This is a genomic window from Brenneria alni, assembly GCF_003666245.1.
In the GTDB taxonomy this organism is placed as follows: domain Bacteria; phylum Pseudomonadota; class Gammaproteobacteria; order Enterobacterales; family Enterobacteriaceae; genus Brenneria; species Brenneria alni.
In genome coordinates this window covers 21354-42648 of the sequence record NZ_MJLZ01000007.1, presented here as the reverse complement: position 1 = coordinate 42648, position 21295 = coordinate 21354, and the positions used below count along the sequence as shown (strand labels likewise).

The window sequence follows — 21295 nt, the reverse complement described above, 5'->3', positions numbered from 1 at the left end:
AGGCGAAACGCTGGATTAGCCTCATATGGCGGTGTAAAGTTGCTGATGAGAATTACTATCATCAACATAGGAGGAAGATATGCATTCTCATCAGCATCACGGCGCTGAAAAATCAGCCTGCTGCCATGAACACGCCCGTCAACCATCACATGGTGAAAAAAGTTGCTGTTCGGTAAAACACGCTGCGGGTTCTGTCGCCAACACCGGACGCGGTTCGGATCACAGCATCGCGGAAAGCGGTGACAATGCCGATTCAGACGACCCTGACGGCGACGACAGCGACCGACCCGCGCAGCATAAGCGGTTTAGCTGGAAAATCAGCGGGATGGATTGCCCCGGCTGCGCCCGTAAAATTGAAAATGCAGTAAAAAACCTCACCGGGATAGAACAAGCCAATGTGCTGTTCGCCACCGAAAAATTGGTGGTCGACGCCCGTAATGATGTTCGCCCCCAGGTACAACGCGCCGTTCAGCAAATCGGCTTTACGTTGCAGGACATTGCTCCACAAACGCCTCTTTCTCCTGATTCACGTCATTTTATTCATGAATACGGCTTTTTAATGCTGTTTGCGTTGCTGACGGCGACAAGCTGGGGACTATCACTGGTTAGTGAGTCCGGCGGACAAATTGCCTTTATTGCCACCACCGTGGTCGGGCTTATTCCGATCCTGAAAAAATCCATACAGCTTATTCGTTCTGGTACGCCTTTTGCGATTGAAACGCTAATGAGCGTGGCTTCTATCGGCGCATTGCTGATTGGCGCCACAACGGAAGCCACGGTCATTCTGCTGCTGTTTATGCTGGGCGAGCAGTTGGAATCCTATGCGGCTAACCGCGCACGGCGAGGCGTGACCGCGCTAATGGCGTTGATCCCCGAAGAGGCCACGGTGATCAGAAATGAACGGCGCGTTCGTGTACCCGTTGCCAGCCTGTCTCCCGGCGATGTTATTGAAGTCGCCCCCGGTGGCCGACTGCCAGCCGATGCTGAATTACTGATGGCTGAAGCCAGTTTCGATGAAAGCGCGTTAACCGGGGAGTCCGTTCCGGTTGAACGGGCGCCGGGTGATAAGATTGCCGCAGGTAGCCTGTGCGTCGACCAAATGGTGCAGTTGCGCGTGGTTTCACAATCGGGCAATAGCGCCATTGACCGTATTCTGCGATTGATAGAAGAAGCGGAGGAACGCCGGGCGCCGATAGAACGTTTCCTCGATCATTTCAGCCGTTATTACACGCCGGCGATTATGCTGCTGTCTTTGCTGGTTATTCTGATCCCTCCCTTGTTACTGGCGCAACCCTGGCAGGAATGGATTTACCGCGGGTTGACGCTGTTACTGATTGGCTGTCCCTGTGCGCTGGTGATTTCCACGCCAGCGGCGATCACGTCAGGCCTTGCGGCGGCAGCTCGTCAGGGGGCGCTGATTAAGGGCGGTGCGGCGCTGGAGTCGCTTGGCGGCATTGGCACTGTCGCCTTTGATAAAACCGGCACATTAACCGAAGGCAAACCGCAGGTTACCGATATTTTCCCTGCTCCGGGCATCAGTGAAATCGCGCTGCTGGCACGTACCGCAGCGGTAGAGTCAGGCTCACACCATCCGCTGGCCAAAGCTATCGTGCAACGGGCGCTGGCAGAGAGCGCGTTTCTGCCCATTGCGGACAACCGGCGGGCGTTAGCGGGTATCGGCGTAGAGGGCATGATTGCGGGTAAACACCTCCAGGTCAGTTCTCCGACCAGGCTGGCGGCGGGTTCGCTGAGTGCGGACTGGCAACAACGCATCGATGCATTGGAAAATGAAGGCAAAACGGTGGTGGTTGTGCAGGAAGATAGCTGCGTGCTCGGTTTGCTGGCGCTGCGGGATACACTGCGTAACGATGCTAAATCCGCGCTGAGTGGACTACAGGCGCTGAATATCCGCTGCGTAATGTTAACGGGGGATAATCCCAGAGCCGCCGCCGCGATTGCAAGCGAACTGGGTATTGATTACCGGGCCGGTTTGCTGCCTGTGGATAAAGTCATGGCGGTCAGTGAACTTAATCGGCAACGCCCGACGGCTATGGTGGGTGACGGCATTAATGACGCCCCGGCTATGAAAGCGGCGACGATAGGTATTGCCGTGGGCAGCGGTACTGACGTCGCGCTGGAAACGGCTGACGCCGCGTTAACCCATAGCCGTCTGGATGAGTTGGCGATGATGATCCGGCTGTCGCGGGCGACGCACCGTAATATTCGCCAGAACATGACTATCGCCCTGGGGCTGAAAGCGCTGTTTCTGATCACCAGCATCATGGGGATCACCGGCTTGTGGCTGGCGGTGCTGGCGGACTCTGGCGCCACCGCGTTGGTCACAGCCAATGCGCTCAGGCTGCTCAAAAAGCAGGGTTAATAACTCTCTGACGCTCTGCTCGGCGGGGCGTCAGTGTTATCCCCCTTTGCGCAGTAAATAACGATAGGGTAACTGCCCGGTTACCTGCGCCAGCAGATCATGTTCCATATAACGGCAGAAACCGGGAATATCCCGGATTGTGGCGGGATCGTCGGCAATAACCAGTAATGTTTGTCCGGCTGCCATCTGGCGTACCGCTTTGCGCACCATCATCACGGGTTCGGGGCAGCGCAGTCCCTGTGCATCAAGCGTTTTATCGGGATTGGCAAAGGGGTCGGTCATGAAGGTTCTCTGTAATAATGACAAGGGGAAAAACCGCCTTAGTTTACGCTGGGGATTTCTTGGTGCAAGTCACGACAACGTTTGCGTAAAAAACAACCATTGCTTTGCCGTAGCCAATGTGTATTATGCTGCCGCGTTGCAGAATCAGTTATGGTATCAGGCAGTATGTTTCTTGGGTTCCCTCACCCCAATAACCAAAAAGGTCACATTTATGTATCGCTTTACTCCCCGGCAGCGGCTTATGGCGCTGATCTGGCTTTCGTTATTTCATATCCTGATTATTACTTCCAGTAATTATCTGGTGCAGCTCCCGGTGTCGATTTTCGGTTTTCATACCACCTGGGGGGCATTTACTTTTCCGTTTATTTTTCTGGCGACCGACCTCACCGTGCGGATTTTCGGCGCACCGCTGGCACGCCGTATCATTCTGACCGTGATGGTGCCTGCCCTGCTGATTTCCTATTTGGTTTCAGCCCTGTTCTATCAGGGATCGTGGCAGTCATTAAACTCGCTGGAGCAGATCAATATCGTGGTGGCCCGTATCGCCATCGCCAGCTTTATGGCGTATGTGCTGGGGCAGATTCTGGATGTTCACGTCTTCAACCGGCTGCGTCAGCATAACGCCTGGTGGGTAGCCCCGGCGGTGTCCACCGTATTGGGTAATTTCAGTGATACGCTGGCCTTTTTCTTTATTGCTTTTTACCGCAGTACCGATCCCTTTATGGCCGCAAATTGGGTTGAAATCGCGTTAGTGGACTACACTTTCAAACTCTTGATCAGCCTGATTTTCTTCTTGCCGATATATGGCGTTATGTTGAATATGGCGCTGAAACGTCTGAGTGAACAGCGGCCCGGTACGCTTTATCGTCGCCAGGCGCTGGTATCACCGTCAGAATAAGGCGGCACCTTTATGGTTTGTGACAACAAACGGCTTGTTTTACCGACCGGATAGCGTGCGATAATGTTTTCATCTGTTCCAACAAAAGAGAAAGGAAACCCTATGCCGAATGTAGTGAAATACCTCGGAATGAGTATGTTGGTGATTTTGCTTGCTGCCTGTGACGGCAAAACGGAAGACGCCGCGACAGCACCCGCGCAGGACAAACCGGCGGCGGAAGCGTCAGCCGGTCAGAATATTGAACTGATGTCCGGCAAGGTGGCCTTTACCCTGCCGGCCGATATGACTGACCAAAGCGGTAAGCTGGGTACGCAGGCCAATAATATGCATGTTTACGCCAACGCCAGCGGGCAAAAGGCGGTCATTGTCATTCTGGGCGACAACACTACTGAAGCGCTGTCGGTGTTGGCGCAGCGTCTGGAAGATCAGCAGCGTACGCGTGATGCCAACCTCCAGGTTGTGACCAACAAAACCATTGACGTGGACGGGCAAAAACTGCAACAGCTCGACAGCATCATTAGCAGCAGCGGTCAGCAAGCTTATTCATCCGTGGTGTTGGGTAAGGTGGACGATCATCTGCTGACGCTGCAAATTACGTTGCCGGCAGATAACCAGCAGCAGGCCCAAAGCGAGGCGGAAAGCATTATTCAGACTTTGAAGCTGAAATAGTCAGACAGCAGTGCTACCCCAGGCGCGGGTATATCGCGTTTGGGGTATTGTTCGGATAGTTAGAAAAACCGACGATTGATTTCGACTTTACACTTCAGTGTCATACTTTTCCGCTAGTATTGACGCTTCGCGCAGTTTCCTCACCGAGCCGATTTGCGCATTCTCTTATTTTAACTTTTGATATCAATACAATGACCCGTTCTCCCCGATCGACTGCGTGGTTGCGCGTTGTCAGCCTTTCTCTGGCAGCATTTATTTTCAACACCGCTGAATTTGTTCCTGTTGCCCTGTTGTCTGACATCTCTGCCAGCTTTTCGATGAGTGCCGCGCAGGTGGGGCTGATCATTACTATCTATGCCTGGGTAGTCGGGGTTATGTCGCTCCCTTGCATGTTGCTTTCCAGTGATATGGAGCGTAAACGCCTGCTGATTAGAATTTTTATTCTGTTCGCGGCCAGTAACCTGTTGTCCGGTCTGGCGTGGAGTTATTGGGTGCTGGTGATCGCCCGTATTGGCGTGGCGTTGTCCCATGCGGTTTTCTGGTCGATAACGGCGTCTTTAGTGGTACGTCTGGCGCCCAAAGATAAAAAGGCGCAGGCGTTAAGTTTGCTGGCTACCGGAACCGCGCTGGCTATGGTGCTGGGCCTGCCTTTGGGGCGGGTTATTGGTCAGTATCTGGGATGGCGTGTCACTTTTTCGATTATTGGTGTGGTTGCGGGCGTGATTATGTTGGTCATGATGAAACTGTTGCCTGTACTACCCAGCAGTCACGCCGGATCGTTAAAAAGTGTGCCTGAGCTGTTTAAACGGCCAGCCTTGCTCTGCATTTACGGCTTAACGGTTGTAGTGGTCACCGCGCATTTTACGGCTTACAGCTATATCGAACCCTTTGTACAAAAAGTGGCGTTGATGAGCGATAGCTTTATTACCGCGCTCCTGCTGTTATTTGGCGGTGCCGGGATCATCGGCAGCATATTGTTCAGCCGGTATAGCAACAAATATCCCTCGGGTTTTTTGATCTCCGCCATTGCGCTGCTGCTTCTGTGTCTGCTGTTGTTATTGCCGCTATCCTTCAGTAACGTCAGCCTGTTGCTGGTATGCTGTGTCTGGGGTACAGCAATTATGGCGATAGGGCTGAGTATGCAAGTCAAAGTCCTGACGTTGGCCCCTGATGCAACTGATGTTGCCATGGCGCTGTTTTCCGGTATTTATAATATTGGCATCGGCGGCGGCGCGTTACTCGGCAATCAGGTTATTACGCACTTGAATCTGACCGAAATTGGCTTTGTTGGCGCGGTGTTGGCGTTGATTGCGCTGGGATGGTGTATTTTTATCTTCCGGCGTTATTCGCAAATTTTAAACAATACGCTGATTGACTGATTGACTGATTGACTGATTGCTCTTGTCTTAAGTGAGACTGTTATGAGTCCACAGTATGCGCGTTTGGTTACTATGGCGGCGCTTGGGGCGACAACCGTAGCGTTGCTGCTGTTTATCATGAAAATGTTTGCCTGGTGGTATACCGGATCGGTCAGTCTGCTGGCGTCACTGGTGGATTCTCTGGTCGATATCGCCGCATCGCTGGTGAATCTTCTTGTGATACGCTACTCGCTTCAACCTGCCGATCCTGAACATACCTTCGGCCACGGAAAGGCGGAATCGCTGGCTGCGTTGGCGCAGAGTATGTTCGTTTCCGGTTCCGCCTTGTTCCTTATTTTAACGGGTTTACAGCATACGGTGGCTCCCAAGACGCTACATGCGCCTGAGGTGGGGATCGGGGTGACTGTTATTGCTTTACTGTCAACCTTGCTGCTGGTGTCATTTCAGCGCTGGGTGGTTAAACGAACGTATAGCCAGGCCGTGCGGGCGGATATGCTGCACTACCAGTCTGACCTGCTGATGAATGGCGCGATTCTGCTTGCGTTGGTATTAAGCTGGCAAGGCGTTACGCGTGCGGATGCGCTGTTTGCGTTGGGCATCGGCGCTTATATTCTGTACAGTGCGTTACGTATGGGATATGAAGCCGTGCAGTCTTTACTGGATCGTGCATTGCCAGATGAAGAGCGTAACGTTATTGTCAATATTGTATCAGGCTGGCCGGGCATCAGCGGGGCGCACGATTTACGTACCCGTCGCTCCGGGCCTACCCGGTTTATCCAGCTTCATCTGGAGATGGATGACGCGCTGCCTCTGGTGCAGTCACATCAGATTGCCGATGGCATAGAGCAAGCGTTGCTCAGGAGATTTCCCGGTTCTGATATTATTATCCATCAGGATCCGATTTCGACGGTGCCGCAAGCGCAACGGGGCCGATTGGATTAATGCGTTTCCGGCGGTTGTCCGGCATTATTATTGGTCGATTGGCGCTTAAAATGTGATGGTTATGAAGAATTATTGCGCCAATTAGCCTGACCTGAATCAATTCAGCTACGGGTATTTGTTATACTATGCCTCTATTAAAAATTAGAGGGTGACTATCGATACAACAGGCGGCGGCCAATAGGCGATAGAAGAATCCTGCGAAATTACATCTACAAATCCAGAGGTAGTCATGATTAGAAAAATCGGAGTGTTGACGAGCGGTGGCGATGCGCCCGGCATGAATGCAGCAATTCGTGGTGTGGTGCGCTGTGCACTGACGGAAGGGTTGGAAATTTTCGGTATTTATGACGGCTATCTGGGGTTATACGAGAATCGGATGGTGCAGTTGGATCGCTATAGCGTATCAGACATGATCAACCGCGGCGGGACTTTCCTCGGTTCCGCGCGTTTTCCAGAATTCCGTGACGAGGCGGTTCGTGAAGTCGCCATTCAGAATATGAAAGACAAGGGGCTTGATGCGCTGGTGGTTATCGGCGGTGATGGTTCTTACATGGGGGCTAAACGCCTGACTGAAATGGGCTTTCCCTGTATTGGCCTGCCCGGCACCATCGACAACGATGTGGCGGGCACAGACTACACCATTGGTTACTTCACCGCGCTGGAAACGGTGCTGGAAGCCATTGACCGCCTGCGTGATACCTCTTCATCACATCAGCGCATTTCCATCGTTGAAGTGATGGGGCGCCATTGCGGTGATTTGACGCTGGCGGCGGCGATTGCTGGCGGCTGTGAGTTTATTGTTCTGCCGGAAGTGCCATTCAGCCCGGAAGATCTGGTGAGTGAGATCAAAGCCGGCATTGATAAAGGTAAGAAACACGCCATTGTGGCGATTACCGAACACATCTGTGATATCAACGAGTTGGCAAAATATATCCAGCAAGAAACCGGGCGTGATACGCGTGCCACGGTGCTGGGGCATATTCAGCGCGGCGGTTCTCCGGTGGCGTATGACCGTATTCTGGCTTCCCGCATGGGCGCTTATTCGATAGAACTGCTGTTGCAAGGCTACGGTGGGCGTTGTGTCGGTATCCAGAATGAAAAACTGGTACATCATGACATTATCGATGCCATTGAGAACATGAAACGTCCCTTCAAGGGCGACTGGCTGGAAACGGCCAGAAAACTGTTCTGATTCCACCGCCCCCTGTTTTCACTGGCAGGGGGCGCATGATGATTAGCGTGCTAAACGTTAACCCTGTCGATATGAATATCGTTCTTCGTCGGTAAAACGCAGAAACCGAAGTACACTCAGTAATCCCGCATTCATGGCGGGATTTGTTATTATTACCGCTAGCCGATTAACTGGCATAATAGTTGCGCCATTTTCGGTGAATGCCGGTTTCAGGCGTTATCTGTCAGGCATTGGGCGATTTGTTGACCTAAACTTTTTGCGGCAAGTTCGCGGAGTGCAGCCAACACATATGCAGCTTGAAGTATGGCGGGTATGGAAGATATTACTGAGGATTTCGCATGACAAAAGTTACCGTTGCCGCAACACAAATGGCGTGTTCCTGGGATCTGCCCAGAAACATTGAGAATGCCGAGAAGCTGGTGCGGCAAGCGCATGAAAAAGGGGCGCAGGTTATCCTGATTCAGGAGCTGTTTGCCGCGCCATATTTCTGTATTGATCAGAGCCCGGAACACTACGCTTTGGCGCAGGAGCTGGAAACCAGCCCGCTGATTAAACATTTCTCTGCACTGGCGGCTGAACTGGAAGTCGTTCTGCCGTTAAGCTTTTTTGAACGCGCCAATAATGCTTACTACAATTCGCTGGTGATGATCGATGCCGATGGCTCGGTGCTTGATCTTTACCGTAAAACCCATATTCCCAATGGCCCGGCGTATCAGGAAAAGCAGTTCTTTATACCGGGCGATACCGGTTTTAAAGTCTGGCAGACACGCTACGCGAAAATCGGCGTGGGTATCTGCTGGGATCAGTGGTTCCCGGAAACAGCCCGCAGCCTGGCATTGCAGGGGGCAGAGCTGATTTTTTACCCGACCGCGATTGGTTCAGAACCGGCTTATCCTGATATCGACAGCCAGCCGCACTGGACCCGCGTTCAGCAAGGTCACGCCGCCGCCAATCTGGTGCCGGTGATTGCATCCAACCGTATTGGCACTGAAACCAGTAAATTTATCGACGGTTTGGAAATGACCTTCTACGGCTCCTCTTTTATTGCCGATCAAACGGGTGCGCTGGTCGCTCAGGCGAATAAAACCGATGAAGCCGTACTGGTTCATGAGTTTGATTTACAGGCCATTGCTGCACAGCGTGCATCCTGGGGCTTGTTCCGTGATCGTCGTCCGGAAATGTATGGCGCGATCGCCAGTTCTGACGGCAAGACCCGGAGATAATTGATGTCCCAATTAACTACCCCGCATCAGGATGGCTTCGTTATGCCTGCTGAATGGGCGCCACAGGAAGCCTTGTGGATGCTTTGGCCTTACCGCTCGGATAACTGGCGTGAAGCGGCTATCCCGGTTCAGAAAACCTTTGCGCGGATAGCCGAAACCATTGCACGGAAAACGCCGGTGATCATGGGCGTACCGCCCCGTTATATGGATGACGCCAGGCGTGTAATGCCAACGACGATCACGCTGGTTGAAATGGAAAGCGACGATGCCTGGATGCGTGATACCGGTCCAACGATGGTGTTGAATCAGGCTGGGGAGCGTCGTGGCGTTGACTGGCAGTTCAACGCCTGGGGAGGGGAGCTGGGCGGGTTGTATCAGGACTGGCGTCAGGATGAAAAAGTTGCGGCGCAGGTATTGGCTTACCATCGAAATGAACGCTATGCAGCGCCGCTGATTCTGGAAGGCGGCTCGATTCATACCGATGGCGAAGGGACGCTGCTGACCACGGAGGAGTGTCTGCTTAACCCCAACCGTAATCCGCATCTGAGCAGATCACAGATCGAACAGTTAATGCGTGATTATCTGGGTATCTCAACGATTATCTGGCTGGCGGAGGGGGTTTATAACGACGAAACCGACGGCCATATCGACAATATGTGTTGTTTTATCCGCCCCGGTGAAGTGGCGCTGCACTGGACGGATGATGAAAACGATCCGCAATATGTGCGCTCAATGTCGGCTTATCGGGTGTTATCCGCCGCCCGCGATGCGCAAGGCCGCCAGCTTAAAATCTGGAAGCTGCCTGCTCCCGGCCCGTTGTACGCCACGCCGGAAGAGGCACAGGGCGTGGACGAGGGGAGTGCGGTTGAGCGTAATGCCGGGGCGCGTCTGGCGGGGTCGTATGTGAACTTCTTAATCAGCAACCAGCAGATCATTTTCCCGCTGCTGGATGTCCGCACGGATAGCGTTGCCCGTGATTTGTTACAGCAGATGTTTCCAGACTATCTGATCAGTGGTGTGCCTGCCCGTGAGATCCTGCTGGGCGGCGGTAATATTCACTGTATTACTCAGCAAATTCCTGCAATCACGGGGGAATAATCCTGACGGTGAATGTTGATAAAAAAAGGATTCCCGCTTTCGCAGGAATCCTTTTCACACTGTTGACAAAGTCTGATATTAGGGACAGCGCGCCGATGGGGTCTTAGCGGCGCAAGCCGCCGACAAATTTGCCAGGAGCAAATTTGAACAGCATTTATGCTGTCCCATAATGGCCGCTCGGTGCGATAAGCCCGGGTATCTCGGTCTCACCGCCATCGGGTTTGTCATCAACCTCAATCCTTTTTTACTCTTGCCTCAGTTGTTCGAGGGGATAGTGTCTCAGCCTTTTTTGGCTTCCGCCGCGGCTTTCACAATGACTGCGAAAGCGTCTGCTTTCAACGATGCGCCACCTACCAGTGCGCCATCAATATCCGGCTGAGTAAACAGTTCTGCCGCGTTAGAAGCATTAACAGAACCGCCGTATTGAATAGTCACTTGTTCAGCGACGGCGGCATCCTGTTTAGCGATATGATCGCGGATGAATTTGTGAACGGCCTGAGCCTGAGCAGGCGTTGCAGACTTGCCGGTGCCGATAGCCCAGATTGGTTCGTAGGCGATCACGGCGTTTTCAAACACTTTGGCGCCCAGCGTATTCAGCACCGCGTCCAGTTGGCGCGCGCATACGGCTTCAGTCTGGCCAGCTTCATTTTCCGCTTCGCTTTCACCGATGCACAGTACCGGGATCAGGCCTGCTTCTTTCAGTACACCGAATTTTTTAGCAATGAATTCATCGCTTTCTTTGTGATAAGTACGGCGTTCCGAGTGACCGATGATAATGTATTTCGCACCGATATCTTTCAACATGGCGGCAGAGGTTTCACCGGTATAGGCGCCGGAAAGATTCACATCTACGTTTTGCGCACCCAGCGCGATACGGCTGCCAGCCAGTTGATGATTAGCCTGATCCAGATAGATTGCCGGCGGGGCGATGGCGACGCCACAGCCGTCAACCGTGCTCAATTCATGACGCAAGCCAGCAATCAGCTCGATGACCATGTCGGTGCTACCGTTCAGTTTCCAGTTACCCATGACTAATGGATGTCGCATTTTTTTCCCTCCAGGCGGAATAGCGAATGAATCGAAATTTTACTGCCTAACAGTATAGAGATGAAATATTACCGTGACTTTGTTTTTCGTCATTAATTACCGTGCGGATCATGGTTCAGATAGCGTTAGCTTAATCGGTTCAACGGCAAAAGTTAGCCCTTTTTCGCGGTTATCTGCCACAACATAGCGCAACGCCCCTTCTGTTTGCTGATAAAAATGCTGTCCTTTACCTGCATCCAGGAGTGCGGTGATTTTTTTGGTGCTTTGTTCTTCCGTCAACGAAGGCGCGAAAGCCCGTAATAGTGCCGCCATATAACTGATGGCCTGCGTGCGCCGGACTTCTGTTTCCTTATCTTCCGGCTGTGGAAGCCAGGTAATTTGCAGCGTTTTGATTTTACCCGTTCCTTTCTCCAGCGCCGTTGAAGCATACAGGCTATCGTTGATTTTGCTGGCGGCGCGGGTCAGCAGAGTAGAGTTGTGGCCGGTATCAACTACCCGGAATTCCCCAATCGGCAGTGCCGGGTTACTCAGGTTATAACGGGTGCGAAACTGCACAATCGTCTGGTCAAAGGTCGGCGCGCCCGCCAGCAGATAAGGCGCGGCGAACGGCGTCTTCGGTGGAAAAATCGGATCAGACCATGCGCCGGGGGGATACAGCGCCAGTGCTGGCAGGATAAACAGGAACGCGAGGGTTTTTCTTATCATGGGTAGATTTTATCGGGTGAATGTTAAATTGAGCCAATAGCGGCGGATAACGATGATATGTCTGATTAAAGCGGCATTCATGAGTGATTGTCAAAATTCACGTAAAGATTGCTGGTGCACCGGGCTGTTAGGGTAAACTCAGCCCAAACCAAACGGCAATTCAGGGGCCTGTACTTAATGACGTTACAGCAATGGTGTTTTTCGTTTAAAGGCCGGATTGGCCGCCGTGATTTCTGGATGTGGATCGGCATCTGGCTGGTGCTGATGGCGGCGCTGTTCACGTTGGCCGGGCAAAACTGGCTGGATATGCAATCCACGGCTTTTGGTGTTGTGGCGTTGCTGTGGCCAATGTCAGCGATATTGGTAAAGCGTCTGCACGATCGTAATAAAAGCGGCTGGTGGGCGCTCTTGCTGGTTGTGGCATGGGTTCTTGCTGCCGGTAACTGGCATATGCTGCCTGCCATTTGGCAGTGGGGCATTGGCCGTTTTATTCCAACATTAATCTTCGTGATGGTGTTTCTCGACTGCGGTATTTTTGTCGGCACCTCTGGGGACAATCGTTTTGGGCCGGAAGCGGAACCGATTAAATTCCGCCCCTGAATATTTATCACCAGTAGTGTTCACTGGTGATATGCCCAGGCCTGCGGCGCAGGTGCTTGGTCATTTGCCGTTCTTCTTTCAGTATTTGCTGGGTATCGCGCACCATCTGCGGATTACCGCACAGCATGACGTGGCTGGTCTGCGCATCCATTGGTAAACCCACGGCGGATTCAAGCGCGCCATTGGCGATCAGGGCAGGGATACGGCCTGTCAACGAACCAACCTCTTCCTCACGGCTGACGACCGTTTGAATATGCAATTGACCATTGTAGTGTTGTTGCAATTGCTGCATCAGCGGCAGATAGCTTAAGTCACGAGCAAAACGGGCGGCATGAACCAGCACGATGTTTTTAAAACGCGCCAAATCATTGCCTTCCTGTAGGATGGAAAGATAAGGGCCAATCGCTGTGCCTGTAGCCAGCATCCACAGGGTTTCGCAGGGTGGGATCTCATCCAGTACGAAAAAACCAGCGGCCTCTTTGGTCACCATAATTTCGGCATCAGGTTGCAAAGCGTGTAAACGGGGGCTTAATTTCCCTTCAGGAACGTTAACCAGATAGAACTCAAGATTATGGTTGCTGGGGGCGTTGACATAAGAATAGGCACGTTGAACGCGCTCACCCTCCACATCCAGAGCCAGTTTGGCATACTGTCCGGCAGTGAAGGGCGCGGTGGGAGCATGAATCCGAATGCTGAACAGGCTCTCTGTCCAGTTTTCCACCTGAATAACTTTACCTGTCACCCATTCGGCCATTGTTATGTGCTCCTGTTTCTATTGCGGTATCTGTGTTACATCGCTGCGGCCATCAATTGGCCGCCACTAAGATACGCTATTTATTAACAACTGTGAAACAATCAGTCAGTTAAACCTATGGTTTAACTATCACGTTAAAGCAGAAAATCATGTAATGCCTGATCTTTACGATCGAGGTAATGCGTAGACTTGATGCGGCGAATGGTGCGTGATTTCCCGCGAATCAGCAGGGTTTCGGTGGTGGCGATATTCCCTCTGCGTGAGATCCCGTCCAGCAGATCGCCTTTGGTGATGCCGGTGGCCGAGAAGATCACGTTGTCATTGCGCGCCATATCACTGAGATGCAACACTTTCCCGGCTTCAATACCCATTTGCTGGCACCGTGTCAGCTCATCTTTACCGATACAGCGGTTCTCTTCACTGTCGCCTTTAACCTGATGGCGGGCCAACAGCCGACCTTGCATATCGCCGTCGAGCGCTCTGATGACCGCCGCAGAGATAACGCCTTCCGGCGCACCGCCGATGCCATAGAGCACGTCAACCTCGCTGTCAGGCATACAGGTCAGAATCGAGGCGGCGACGTCGCCGTCCGGAATGGCGAAAACTTTTACGCCCAGCGTCTGCATTTCGGCAATACAGTTGTCATGGCGCGGTTTAGCCAGCGTAATGACCGTTAGCTGACTGAGCGGTTTATTCATCTTCCGTGCGATATTGCGCAAGTTTTCCGCCAGCGGACGTTGCAGGTCAATGACGCCTTTTGCCGCAGGGCCGACAATCAGTTTTTCCATATACATGTCAGGCGCGTGCAGAAAAGCCCCTTTTTCGCCAACGGCCAGCACCGCCAGCGCATTAGCTTGCCCCATTGCGGTCATGCGCGTGCCTTCGATCGGATCGACGGCAATGTCTACCGTATCACCCAGACCGGTGCCGACCTGCTCGCCGATAAAGAGCATCGGCGCTTCATCAATTTCGCCTTCACCGATGACAATCTGACCATTGATATTGACCTGATTAAGCATAATACGCATTGCCTGTACCGCCGCGTTGTCAGCGGCGTTTTTGTCGCCACGGCCTAACCATTTATAACCCGCCAGCGCGGCTGCTTCAGTGACTCGCGAGAATTCGATGGCTAATTCACGTTTCATGGATACCTGTCTGTTGTTGATCGGGGAAGGGATTTTGTGGGCGGGATTTTATCACACCAGCAGGCGAGAGGTGTAAATGACAAAAAGCAGACAGATCAGGCTGGTGCATTCTCTCCGTAGTGCTTGCGGCCCGGAATGTCCGACATGGAACCGACGTAAATGATATTTACTTCTGGTCACTGACCAATAGACGGAAAATGGGCGCGACAGGCGCGCCCACGGAGGATTATTCGTCGTGTTCTTCCCAGTCACGGGCACGTGCGACGGCTTTTTGCCAGCCGCTGTAACGGTAGTTACGTTCAACCGTTTCGATACCAGGGCGGAATTCACGCTCAATCGTGGCTTTGCTTTTCACTTCATCCAGATCATTCCAGAATCCGGTTGCCAGGCCAGCCAGGAAAGCAGCGCCCAGCGCGGTCACTTCACGGACTTCCGGGCGTTCAACACGCGTACCGAGAATATCGGACTGAAATTGCATCAGGAAGTTGTTGGCAACTGCGCCGCCGTCTACCCGCAGGGCTTTCAGGCGGGTGCCCGCGTCTGCCTGCATGGCATCCAGTACGTCACGAGTCTGATAAGCGATTGATTCCAGCGTAGCGCGGATAATGTGATTCGCATTCACACCACGGGTCAGGCCGAAGATGGCGCCACGGGCATACGGATCCCAGTAGGGAGCGCCAAGTCCGGTAAAGGCGGGAACGACATAGACGCCGTTGGTGTCTTTTACTTTGGTGGCGAAATATTCCGAATCCATTGATTCGCCAATCAGCTTCAGTTCATCACGCAGCCACTGAATGGAGGCGCCGCCAACGAAAACGGAACCTTCCAGCGCATAGTTGACCTCGCCACGCGGCCCACAGGCAATAGTGGTTAACAGGCCGTGTTTTGACAGCACGGCTTCGGTGCCGGTGTTCATCAACAGGAAGCAACCGGTGCCGTAAGTGTTTTTCGCCATACCGGGGTGAACACAAAGCTGCCCATACAGCGCAGCCTGCTGATCGCCTGCGATACCGGCAATCGGAATACGCGTCCCTCCTTTACCACCGATATTGGTTTGTCCATAAACTTCTGAAGAGGCATGGACTTCCGGCAGCATCGGTCGTGGAATATCCAGCGCCTGTAACATGCGCTCATCCCATTCAAGGGTGTGGATGTTGAACAACATGGTGCGGGATGCGTTGGTGTAATCCGTTACGTGAACGCGTCCCTGCGTCATTTTCCAAATCAGCCAGGTATCAACCGTGCCAAACAGTAGCTCGCCACGCTGCGCTCGTTCACGTGAGCCTTCAACGTTGTCCAGAATCCATTTCACTTTGGTGCCGGAGAAATAGGGATCAACCACCAGCCCGGTGGTATTGCGGATATACTCTTCCAGACCGTCTTTCTTCAGCTTTTCGCAGATCTCCGCCGTCCGGCGGCACTGCCAGACAATAGCGTTGTAAATTGGTTTGCCGGTCTCTTTTTCCCACACGATAGTGGTTTCACGCTGGTTGGTGATACCGATACCCGCGACTTCATCCGCATTGATATCGGCTTTGGCCAGAACTTCCACCAGTGTGGAGCTTTGTGAGGCCCAGATTTCCATCGGATCGTGTTCTACCCAACCCGCTTTCGGATAGATTTGGCTGAACTCACGCTGTGAGACGCTGACGATGTTGGCATCGTGATCCAGTACCACCGCCCGGGAGCTGGTGGTTCCCTGATCAAGAGCGACAATATATTTTTTTTCCGGGTTCATAAATTCAATCCTGTCATTGTTATCCGTAAAAGGTATCACTGAGGCGTTAAATCTAACGGCTCTCGGTGCCAATTGTGGTTTCGTTGTTGGTTTCGCAAACATCACAAGGCAGATTACGGCCAATCAAAGTACGATAGGCAAGTGCTCCCAGGCAGGCGCCTACGATGGGGCCGAAAATCGGCACCAGGAAATAAGGGATTTCGCGCCCGCCAGTAAAGGCGATGTCACCCCAGCCGGCCAGAAAAGCAAACAGCTTGGGACCGAAATCACGAGCCGGGTTCAGCGCAAATCCGGTGAGCGGCCCCATCGAGGCGCCAATAACGGCGATTAAAATACCGATCAGTAAAGGGGCCAACGGCCCGCGCGGGATACCGTTGCCATCGTCAGTCAGGGCCAGAATCAACCCCATCAGGATAGAGGTAATTACGGTTTCAATCAGAAAGGCCTGCATGACGGAAACCTGTGGATGGGGGTAAGTGGAGAAGGTGCCAGCGAGATTCAGGCTTTCCGCACTGCCGCGCACGATGTGATGCGTCTGTTCAAAATCCACGAACAGGTTGTAATACAGAGTGTAGACCAGCGCTGCGGCGCAGAAAGCTCCCGCTAGCTGGGCCAGAATGTAGGGGACGACTTTGCGGCCATTAAAGCAGGCAAACAGCCACAGGGCGATAGTGACCGCCGGGTTGAGGTGAGCACCGGAAATTGCGGAGGTCAGGTAAATGGCCATTGCCACTCCCAAACCCCAGATAATGCTGATTTCCCATTGCCCGAAGCTGGCCCCTGCTACTTTGAGCGCGGCGACGCAGCCGATGCCGAAGAATATCATCAGACCGGTGCCCAGAAATTCGGCAATACACTGGCCTTTTAGGGTAGGACTTTTTGATTGGCTCATAATTATTTTCCTGCTGGCTAGAGTACAGAGTGGTGGGTCTTGAAAGGACGCCGAAATATGGCGTCCTCTGCTTTAAATGTATTTATGGTGTGAATTTATCGTTAATGTTCGAAAACGAGAAATATCGAAATCAAAATGTGTGTTGTTCGTCAAAGAAATGAGCGAATTCGCTTAATTAATTGCCTGGATGGTCAGTAACACACGCCTTATGTTAAATGTTAGGTTAAATCTATTAACATAAAAAATAAGACGATAGGCTATTAACCCTCTTTTTCAGTTTGGGCTGATAGTGGTAGTAAAGAAAAGATGTCACACTTAGCGTTGTGTGGGATGTCTGCTAGACAGGGGTACATTGGCTACATACAATTCTGTCACTGAATTTATGCCTTGCGATTAAAAGGGGTTTGAAGAATGTCATTTGAAGTGTTTGAAAAGCTGGAAGCGAAAGTTCAGCAAGCGATTGATACGATTACATTGTTACAAATGGAAATTGAAGAGCTGAAAGAGAAGAACAACGCCTTGTCGCAAGACGTTCAGGCGGCGGCGGGTTCCCGTGAAGCGCTGGTGCGTGAGAACGAACAGTTGAAAGAAGAGCAGGCGGTATGGCAGGAACGCCTGCGGGCGTTGTTAGGGAAGATGGAAGAAGTCTGATATTTTCAGAAAAGGGCGTTTTTTCGCCCTTTTCGCAACGGAATACGTTTTATAGCAGAACCGGGATTATTCAATATCCAGCGGATCTTCCGCCAGAATGATCCCGGTGTTATCTGCGTAAAGATGATCGCCGGAGAAGAACGTGACGCCGCCAAAATTAACGCGGATATCGCTTTCGCCAATCCCTTCGCTGGCCGCACCGACCGGGATCGCCGCCATCGCTTGAATACCGATATCCAGTTCAGCCAGATCGTCTACCTGACGCACCGCACCATAGATGACAATACCTTCCCATTCGTTCTGGGTTGCCAACCTTGCCAGTTCGGCGTTGATTAGCGCACGGCGCACCGAACCGCCGCCGTCAATCAGGAGTACTCGCCCGGCGCCGTTTTCTTCCAACAGGTCGTAAAGCAGGCCGTTATCCTCAAAACATTTCACCGTGGTGATTTTCCCACCAAATGAAGTACGCCCGCCAAAATTAGAGAACAGAGGTTCAACAACATTCACCTCTTCGTGATAAATATCGCACAGTTCGGAAGTATCGTATTTCATAGGATTGACGTCAGGTTGCCGCTGGGGTAATGAGTATATCCCTTTCTGACGGATGTTGGCAAAATCATCAAATGTTAACTTGATACGCATCAGTAAACTGCTGCTTACCTTTACGTCACCGATCAGCTCAGTATAACGCCCACGGCAAACAGAATATTGGTCAGCAACGCTCCCTTGACGGTTTTTTCCAGCATCGGACGCATACTAAATGCGCTGGTTTCACGCAAAACGTAAATAGCCTGTTTGAGCAGCAAAGGCAGTGTCAGGATGAACAGCCAGCCAGCCAGGCTATGCAGATAGAGTATGGCAAACAGGGCGAGGCAAACCGGTGCAAGCAGCAGCAGCACCATGTGATAGCAGCGGGCTTTTTGCGCGCCCAGACGCACCGCCAGCGTATTTTTCCCGCTGATGCGGTCATTGTCGATATCGCGTAGATTATTGATGTTCAACACGGCTGTTGCCAGCAGACCGCAGGCTGTGGCCGGCAGCATGACGATGCTGTCGAACTGACCGGTTTGCAGGTAATAGGAACCGGCAACGCTCAACCAGCCGAAAAAGATCAACACTGAGATGTCGCCCAGCCCGATATAGCCATAAGGCCTGTTGCCGACGGTATAGGTGATGGCGGCCAGAATTGCCACCAACCCCAGAGCCAGGAAGCCGATGATATCGGTTGGTTTTTCACAGGCGGCAATCACCAGCGAGACACCTGAGATAATGGTCAGGGCAATGGTGACTATCAGTGCATTTTTTAGCTGCGTCAGGGTAATGGCGCCCGTCTGGATGCCACGCAACGGGCCGATACGTTCTTCGGTGTCGCTGCCTTTTATTGCATCTCCATAGTCATTCGCCAGATTAGAAAGAATTTGCAGTAATCCGGCCGTAAGCAAAGCCAGCAGTGCGATTCCCGGTTTAAAACTGCCATGCCAGCTTGCAATCGCCGAGCCGGTGACGATAGAAGCGAAAGCTAATGGCAATGTTTTTGGACGCAAACTGTCCAGCCAGGCTTTGGTCTTGCTGCTATGGGTTGATAAGGTCATGGTGTGCTTCAATTTTTATTGATGATGCATATACCCGTCATTTTTCAAGTTGCAAGTGCATTGACTTCCTGCACCTTGAAATCGAGTAGGTATATATGAATACATCTGTTTATAAAAAAATCTCTGTAACGACAATGCTATAAACACAAATGGGAGGCTAGAGCCTCCCATTTGACAGTTAACAGGACGATCCGTGAAAACGGATTATAAGATAAACCGGCTCAGATCTTCATCTGCTACTAATTCATCCAGGTGACTACGTACGTAATCTGCGTCAATGGTAACATTTTGGCCATTCATTTCGCTGGCATCGTAGGAAATATCTTCAATCAAACGCTCCAATACGGTATGCAAACGACGGGCGCCGATATTCTCAGTACGCTCGTTAACCTGCCATGCGGCTTCCGCAATTCGACGGATACCGTCGGTAGAGAATTCAATGCTGACGCCTTCTGTTGCCATTAATGCTTTGTATTGCGCAGTTAATGATGCGCTTGGCTCTGTCAGAATACGCTCAAAATCTTCAGTGGTCAGCGCTTGTAATTCAACCCGAATGGGCAAACGCCCCTGCAATTCAGGGATCAGATCCGACGGACTGGAAACCTGGAATGCGCCTGAGGCGATAAACAGGATGTGGTCAGTTTTGACCATCCCGTGCTTGGTGGAAACGGTGCAGCCTTCCACCAGCGGCAGCAGATCACGCTGTACGCCTTCACGGGACACGTCCGGGCCTGAGGTTTCACCCCGCTTACAGATTTTGTCGATCTCATCGATAAACACGATACCGTGCTGCTCGACAGCTTCGATCGCCTGTTGCTTCAGCTCTTCGGGGTTAACCAATTTAGCGGCTTCTTCTTCTATCAGCAGCTTAAAGGCTTCCTTGATTTTCACTTTACGCGTTTTCTGTTTCTGACCTGCCAGATTCTGAAACATGGATTGCAACTGGTTGGTCATCTCTTCCATGCCCGGCGGCGCCATAATTTCGACGCCGACCGGTGCTGCGGTCAGATCGATTTCAATTTCTTTATCGTCCAGTTGGCCTTCACGCAATTTCTTGCGAAACGCCTGGCGCGCCGCTGATGGTTCATTAGCCTCTTCAGACTGTCCCCAGTTGTTTTTAGCCGGGGGGATCAGAACGTCCAGAATACGATCTTCCGCCAACTCTTCGGCGCGGTGACGGTTCTTTTCAATGGATTGCTGACGCACCATTTTTATTGCTGAATCCGTTAAATCACGGATGATCGAGTCGACTTCCTTACCGACATAGCCGACTTCGGTGAATTTGGTGGCTTCAACCTTGATAAATGGCGCATTGGCCAGCTTGGCCAGACGGCGGGCGATTTCAGTTTTACCCACGCCGGTTGGGCCAATCATCAGAATATTTTTGGGTGTGACTTCGTGGCGCAGTGCTTCTTCCAATTGCATACGCCGCCAGCGGTTACGCAGCGCAATGGCTACGGCACGCTTGGCTTTGTGCTGGCCGATGATATAGCTATCAAGTTCGCTGACTATCTCGCGCGGGGTCATTTCAGACATAGTTGATCCTTACGCCTTTGAGGCTAATTCTTCAATCGTGTGGAACTGATTGGTATAGATACAGATATCGCCGGCAATACCTAACGATTTCTCGACAATATCCCGCGCGCCTAACTCCGTATTTTCCAGCAACGCACGAGCCGCAGCTTGTGCATAGGGGCCGCCGGAACCGATGGCGATCAAATCATTCTCCGGCTGAACGACATCGCCGCTGCCGGTAATAATCAGTGATGCATTTTCATCAGCGACGGCGAGTAAAGCTTCCAGCCGACGCAGCATACGGTCTGTACGCCAATCCTTCGCCAGTTCTACCGCCGCTTTCACCAGATGCCCCTGATGCATTTCCAGCTTGCGCTCAAAAAGCTCGAATAGGGTAAAAGCATCTGCTGTACCACCGGCAAAACCTGCTATAACGCGATCATTATAGAGGCGGCGTACTTTACGCACGTTGCCTTTCATAACGGTATTTCCCAGCGTGGCCTGACCATCACCGCCGATGACCACGTGGCCGTTGCGGCGTACACTTACAATTGTTGTCACAAGTAAGTCCCCGTTACCGAATAAAAAGACCC

At 52.2% G+C, this 21295-nt stretch carries 21 protein-coding genes; 10 read left to right on the top strand and 11 right to left on the bottom strand.

All coding sequences use genetic code 11. The annotated features are described in order from the left end of the window. The first annotated feature begins 79 nt into the window (after positions 1-79). Positions 80-2380: a zinc/cadmium/mercury/lead-transporting ATPase gene (locus BIY29_RS05140; protein WP_121574080.1), complete on the top strand. Its 2301-nt coding sequence runs from the start codon at positions 80-82 to the stop codon at positions 2378-2380. Positions 2381-2416: 36 nt separating this feature from the next. On the opposite strand, the gene tusA is transcribed toward BIY29_RS05140, so the two are convergent. Then, positions 2417-2662: a sulfurtransferase TusA gene (tusA, locus tag BIY29_RS05135; RefSeq protein WP_121574079.1), complete on the bottom strand. Its 246-nt coding sequence runs from the start codon at positions 2660-2662 to the stop codon at positions 2417-2419. A 211-nt stretch (positions 2663-2873) separates the two neighbouring features. Here tusA and BIY29_RS05130 point away from each other — a divergent pair, with 211 nt between their 5' ends. From BIY29_RS05130 to aguA, 7 genes are all read left to right on the top strand, one after another. Continuing rightward, a complete protein-coding gene (locus BIY29_RS05130) occupies positions 2874-3560 on the top strand; it encodes a 7-cyano-7-deazaguanine/7-aminomethyl-7-deazaguanine transporter (RefSeq protein WP_121574137.1) in 687 nt (228 codons plus the stop codon). Positions 3561-3662: 102 nt separating this feature from the next. Then, on the top strand, positions 3663-4229 hold the full coding sequence (locus BIY29_RS05125) for a DcrB family lipoprotein (RefSeq protein WP_121574078.1): 567 nt from the start codon (positions 3663-3665) through the stop codon (positions 4227-4229). A gap of 191 nt (positions 4230-4420) precedes the next feature. Beyond that, positions 4421-5608, top strand: coding sequence for a sugar transporter (locus tag BIY29_RS05120; RefSeq protein ID WP_121574077.1), 1188 nt, complete (start codon positions 4421-4423; stop codon positions 5606-5608). Between the two features lie 42 nt (positions 5609-5650). Then, entirely contained in the window at positions 5651-6550 is a 900-nt protein-coding gene (fieF, locus tag BIY29_RS05115; protein WP_121574076.1) for a CDF family cation-efflux transporter FieF, read from the top strand. 229 nt (positions 6551-6779) lie between these two features. Then, complete coding sequence (gene pfkA / locus BIY29_RS05110) at positions 6780-7742, top strand: 6-phosphofructokinase (RefSeq protein ID WP_121574075.1); 963 nt, start codon at positions 6780-6782, stop codon at positions 7740-7742. Positions 7743-8080: 338 nt separating this feature from the next. Then, positions 8081-8965, top strand: coding sequence for an N-carbamoylputrescine amidase (aguB, locus tag BIY29_RS05105; RefSeq protein ID WP_121574074.1), 885 nt, complete (start codon positions 8081-8083; stop codon positions 8963-8965). A gap of 3 nt (positions 8966-8968) precedes the next feature. Further along, positions 8969-10063 carry an agmatine deiminase gene (gene aguA, locus BIY29_RS05100; protein ID WP_121574073.1) on the top strand — a complete coding sequence of 365 codons (1095 nt, stop codon included), beginning with the start codon at positions 8969-8971 and terminating at the stop codon, positions 10061-10063. 279 nt (positions 10064-10342) lie between these two features. Here aguA and tpiA read toward each other — a convergent pair whose 3' ends face one another. Continuing rightward, positions 10343-11110, bottom strand: a complete 768-nt coding sequence (gene tpiA, locus BIY29_RS05095) for a triose-phosphate isomerase (RefSeq protein WP_121574072.1) — start codon at positions 11108-11110, stop codon at positions 10343-10345. 108 nt (positions 11111-11218) lie between these two features. After that, a complete protein-coding gene (locus tag BIY29_RS05090) occupies positions 11219-11815 on the bottom strand; it encodes a DUF1454 family protein (protein WP_121574071.1) in 597 nt (198 codons plus the stop codon). A 177-nt stretch (positions 11816-11992) separates the two neighbouring features. Here BIY29_RS05090 and BIY29_RS05085 point away from each other — a divergent pair, with 177 nt between their 5' ends. Beyond that, complete coding sequence (locus tag BIY29_RS05085; RefSeq protein WP_121574070.1) at positions 11993-12415, top strand: DUF805 domain-containing protein; 423 nt, start codon at positions 11993-11995, stop codon at positions 12413-12415. Between the two features lie 7 nt (positions 12416-12422). Here the strand turns inward: BIY29_RS05085 and fpr are convergent, their stop codons facing one another. The 4 genes from fpr to BIY29_RS05065 form a co-directional block, all read right to left on the bottom strand. Next, positions 12423-13169, bottom strand: a complete 747-nt coding sequence (gene fpr / locus BIY29_RS05080; protein ID WP_121574069.1) for a ferredoxin--NADP(+) reductase — start codon at positions 13167-13169, stop codon at positions 12423-12425. Positions 13170-13303: 134 nt separating this feature from the next. Further along, positions 13304-14314 (bottom strand): class II fructose-bisphosphatase, encoded by a 1011-nt coding sequence (gene glpX, locus BIY29_RS05075; protein ID WP_121574068.1) that lies wholly within the window; start codon positions 14312-14314, stop codon positions 13304-13306. A gap of 226 nt (positions 14315-14540) precedes the next feature. Then, positions 14541-16052, bottom strand: a complete 1512-nt coding sequence (glpK, locus tag BIY29_RS05070) for a glycerol kinase GlpK (RefSeq protein ID WP_121574067.1) — start codon at positions 16050-16052, stop codon at positions 14541-14543. A 52-nt stretch (positions 16053-16104) separates the two neighbouring features. Continuing rightward, a complete protein-coding gene (locus tag BIY29_RS05065) occupies positions 16105-16944 on the bottom strand; it encodes an MIP/aquaporin family protein (RefSeq protein ID WP_121574066.1) in 840 nt (279 codons plus the stop codon). Between the two features lie 411 nt (positions 16945-17355). Here BIY29_RS05065 and zapB point away from each other — a divergent pair, with 411 nt between their 5' ends. Continuing rightward, entirely contained in the window at positions 17356-17595 is a 240-nt protein-coding gene (zapB, locus tag BIY29_RS05060) for a septal ring assembly protein ZapB (protein WP_121574065.1), read from the top strand. A 66-nt stretch (positions 17596-17661) separates the two neighbouring features. On the opposite strand, the gene rraA is transcribed toward zapB, so the two are convergent. The 4 genes from rraA to hslV all read right to left on the bottom strand — a co-directional run bounded on the left by rraA (position 17662) and on the right by hslV (position 21263). Beyond that, positions 17662-18147 (bottom strand): ribonuclease E activity regulator RraA, encoded by a 486-nt coding sequence (gene rraA / locus BIY29_RS05055; RefSeq protein WP_121574136.1) that lies wholly within the window; start codon positions 18145-18147, stop codon positions 17662-17664. A gap of 122 nt (positions 18148-18269) precedes the next feature. Continuing rightward, positions 18270-19187: a 1,4-dihydroxy-2-naphthoate polyprenyltransferase gene (locus BIY29_RS05050; protein WP_121574064.1), complete on the bottom strand. Its 918-nt coding sequence runs from the start codon at positions 19185-19187 to the stop codon at positions 18270-18272. 204 nt (positions 19188-19391) lie between these two features. Continuing rightward, positions 19392-20723: an HslU--HslV peptidase ATPase subunit gene (hslU, locus tag BIY29_RS05045; RefSeq protein WP_121574063.1), complete on the bottom strand. Its 1332-nt coding sequence runs from the start codon at positions 20721-20723 to the stop codon at positions 19392-19394. A gap of 9 nt (positions 20724-20732) precedes the next feature. Further along, on the bottom strand, positions 20733-21263 hold the full coding sequence (gene hslV / locus BIY29_RS05040) for an ATP-dependent protease subunit HslV (RefSeq protein WP_121574062.1): 531 nt from the start codon (positions 21261-21263) through the stop codon (positions 20733-20735). Positions 21264-21295 lie beyond the last annotated feature (32 nt).

Bases quoted from the DNA above. Each gene is read 5' to 3' on its own strand.
- BIY29_RS05140 (WP_121574080.1), top strand. From the start codon at position 80: ATGCATTCTCATCAGCATCACGGCGCTGAAAAATCAGCCTGCTGCCAT.
- tusA (WP_121574079.1), bottom strand. From the start codon at position 2,662: ATGACCGACCCCTTTGCCAATCCCGATAAAACGCTTGATGCACAGGGA.
- BIY29_RS05130 (WP_121574137.1), top strand. From the start codon at position 2,874: ATGTATCGCTTTACTCCCCGGCAGCGGCTTATGGCGCTGATCTGGCTT.
- BIY29_RS05125 (WP_121574078.1), top strand. From the start codon at position 3,663: ATGCCGAATGTAGTGAAATACCTCGGAATGAGTATGTTGGTGATTTTG.
- BIY29_RS05120 (WP_121574077.1), top strand. From the start codon at position 4,421: ATGACCCGTTCTCCCCGATCGACTGCGTGGTTGCGCGTTGTCAGCCTT.
- fieF (WP_121574076.1), top strand. From the start codon at position 5,651: ATGAGTCCACAGTATGCGCGTTTGGTTACTATGGCGGCGCTTGGGGCG.
- pfkA (WP_121574075.1), top strand. From the start codon at position 6,780: ATGATTAGAAAAATCGGAGTGTTGACGAGCGGTGGCGATGCGCCCGGC.
- aguB (WP_121574074.1), top strand. From the start codon at position 8,081: ATGACAAAAGTTACCGTTGCCGCAACACAAATGGCGTGTTCCTGGGAT.
- aguA (WP_121574073.1), top strand. From the start codon at position 8,969: ATGTCCCAATTAACTACCCCGCATCAGGATGGCTTCGTTATGCCTGCT.
- tpiA (WP_121574072.1), bottom strand. From the start codon at position 11,110: ATGCGACATCCATTAGTCATGGGTAACTGGAAACTGAACGGTAGCACC.
- BIY29_RS05090 (WP_121574071.1), bottom strand. From the start codon at position 11,815: ATGATAAGAAAAACCCTCGCGTTCCTGTTTATCCTGCCAGCACTGGCG.
- BIY29_RS05085 (WP_121574070.1), top strand. From the start codon at position 11,993: ATGACGTTACAGCAATGGTGTTTTTCGTTTAAAGGCCGGATTGGCCGC.
- fpr (WP_121574069.1), bottom strand. From the start codon at position 13,169: ATGGCCGAATGGGTGACAGGTAAAGTTATTCAGGTGGAAAACTGGACA.
- glpX (WP_121574068.1), bottom strand. From the start codon at position 14,314: ATGAAACGTGAATTAGCCATCGAATTCTCGCGAGTCACTGAAGCAGCC.
- glpK (WP_121574067.1), bottom strand. From the start codon at position 16,052: ATGAACCCGGAAAAAAAATATATTGTCGCTCTTGATCAGGGAACCACC.
- BIY29_RS05065 (WP_121574066.1), bottom strand. From the start codon at position 16,944: ATGAGCCAATCAAAAAGTCCTACCCTAAAAGGCCAGTGTATTGCCGAA.
- zapB (WP_121574065.1), top strand. From the start codon at position 17,356: ATGTCATTTGAAGTGTTTGAAAAGCTGGAAGCGAAAGTTCAGCAAGCG.
- rraA (WP_121574136.1), bottom strand. From the start codon at position 18,147: ATGAAATACGATACTTCCGAACTGTGCGATATTTATCACGAAGAGGTG.
- BIY29_RS05050 (WP_121574064.1), bottom strand. From the start codon at position 19,187: ATGACCTTATCAACCCATAGCAGCAAGACCAAAGCCTGGCTGGACAGT.
- hslU (WP_121574063.1), bottom strand. From the start codon at position 20,723: ATGTCTGAAATGACCCCGCGCGAGATAGTCAGCGAACTTGATAGCTAT.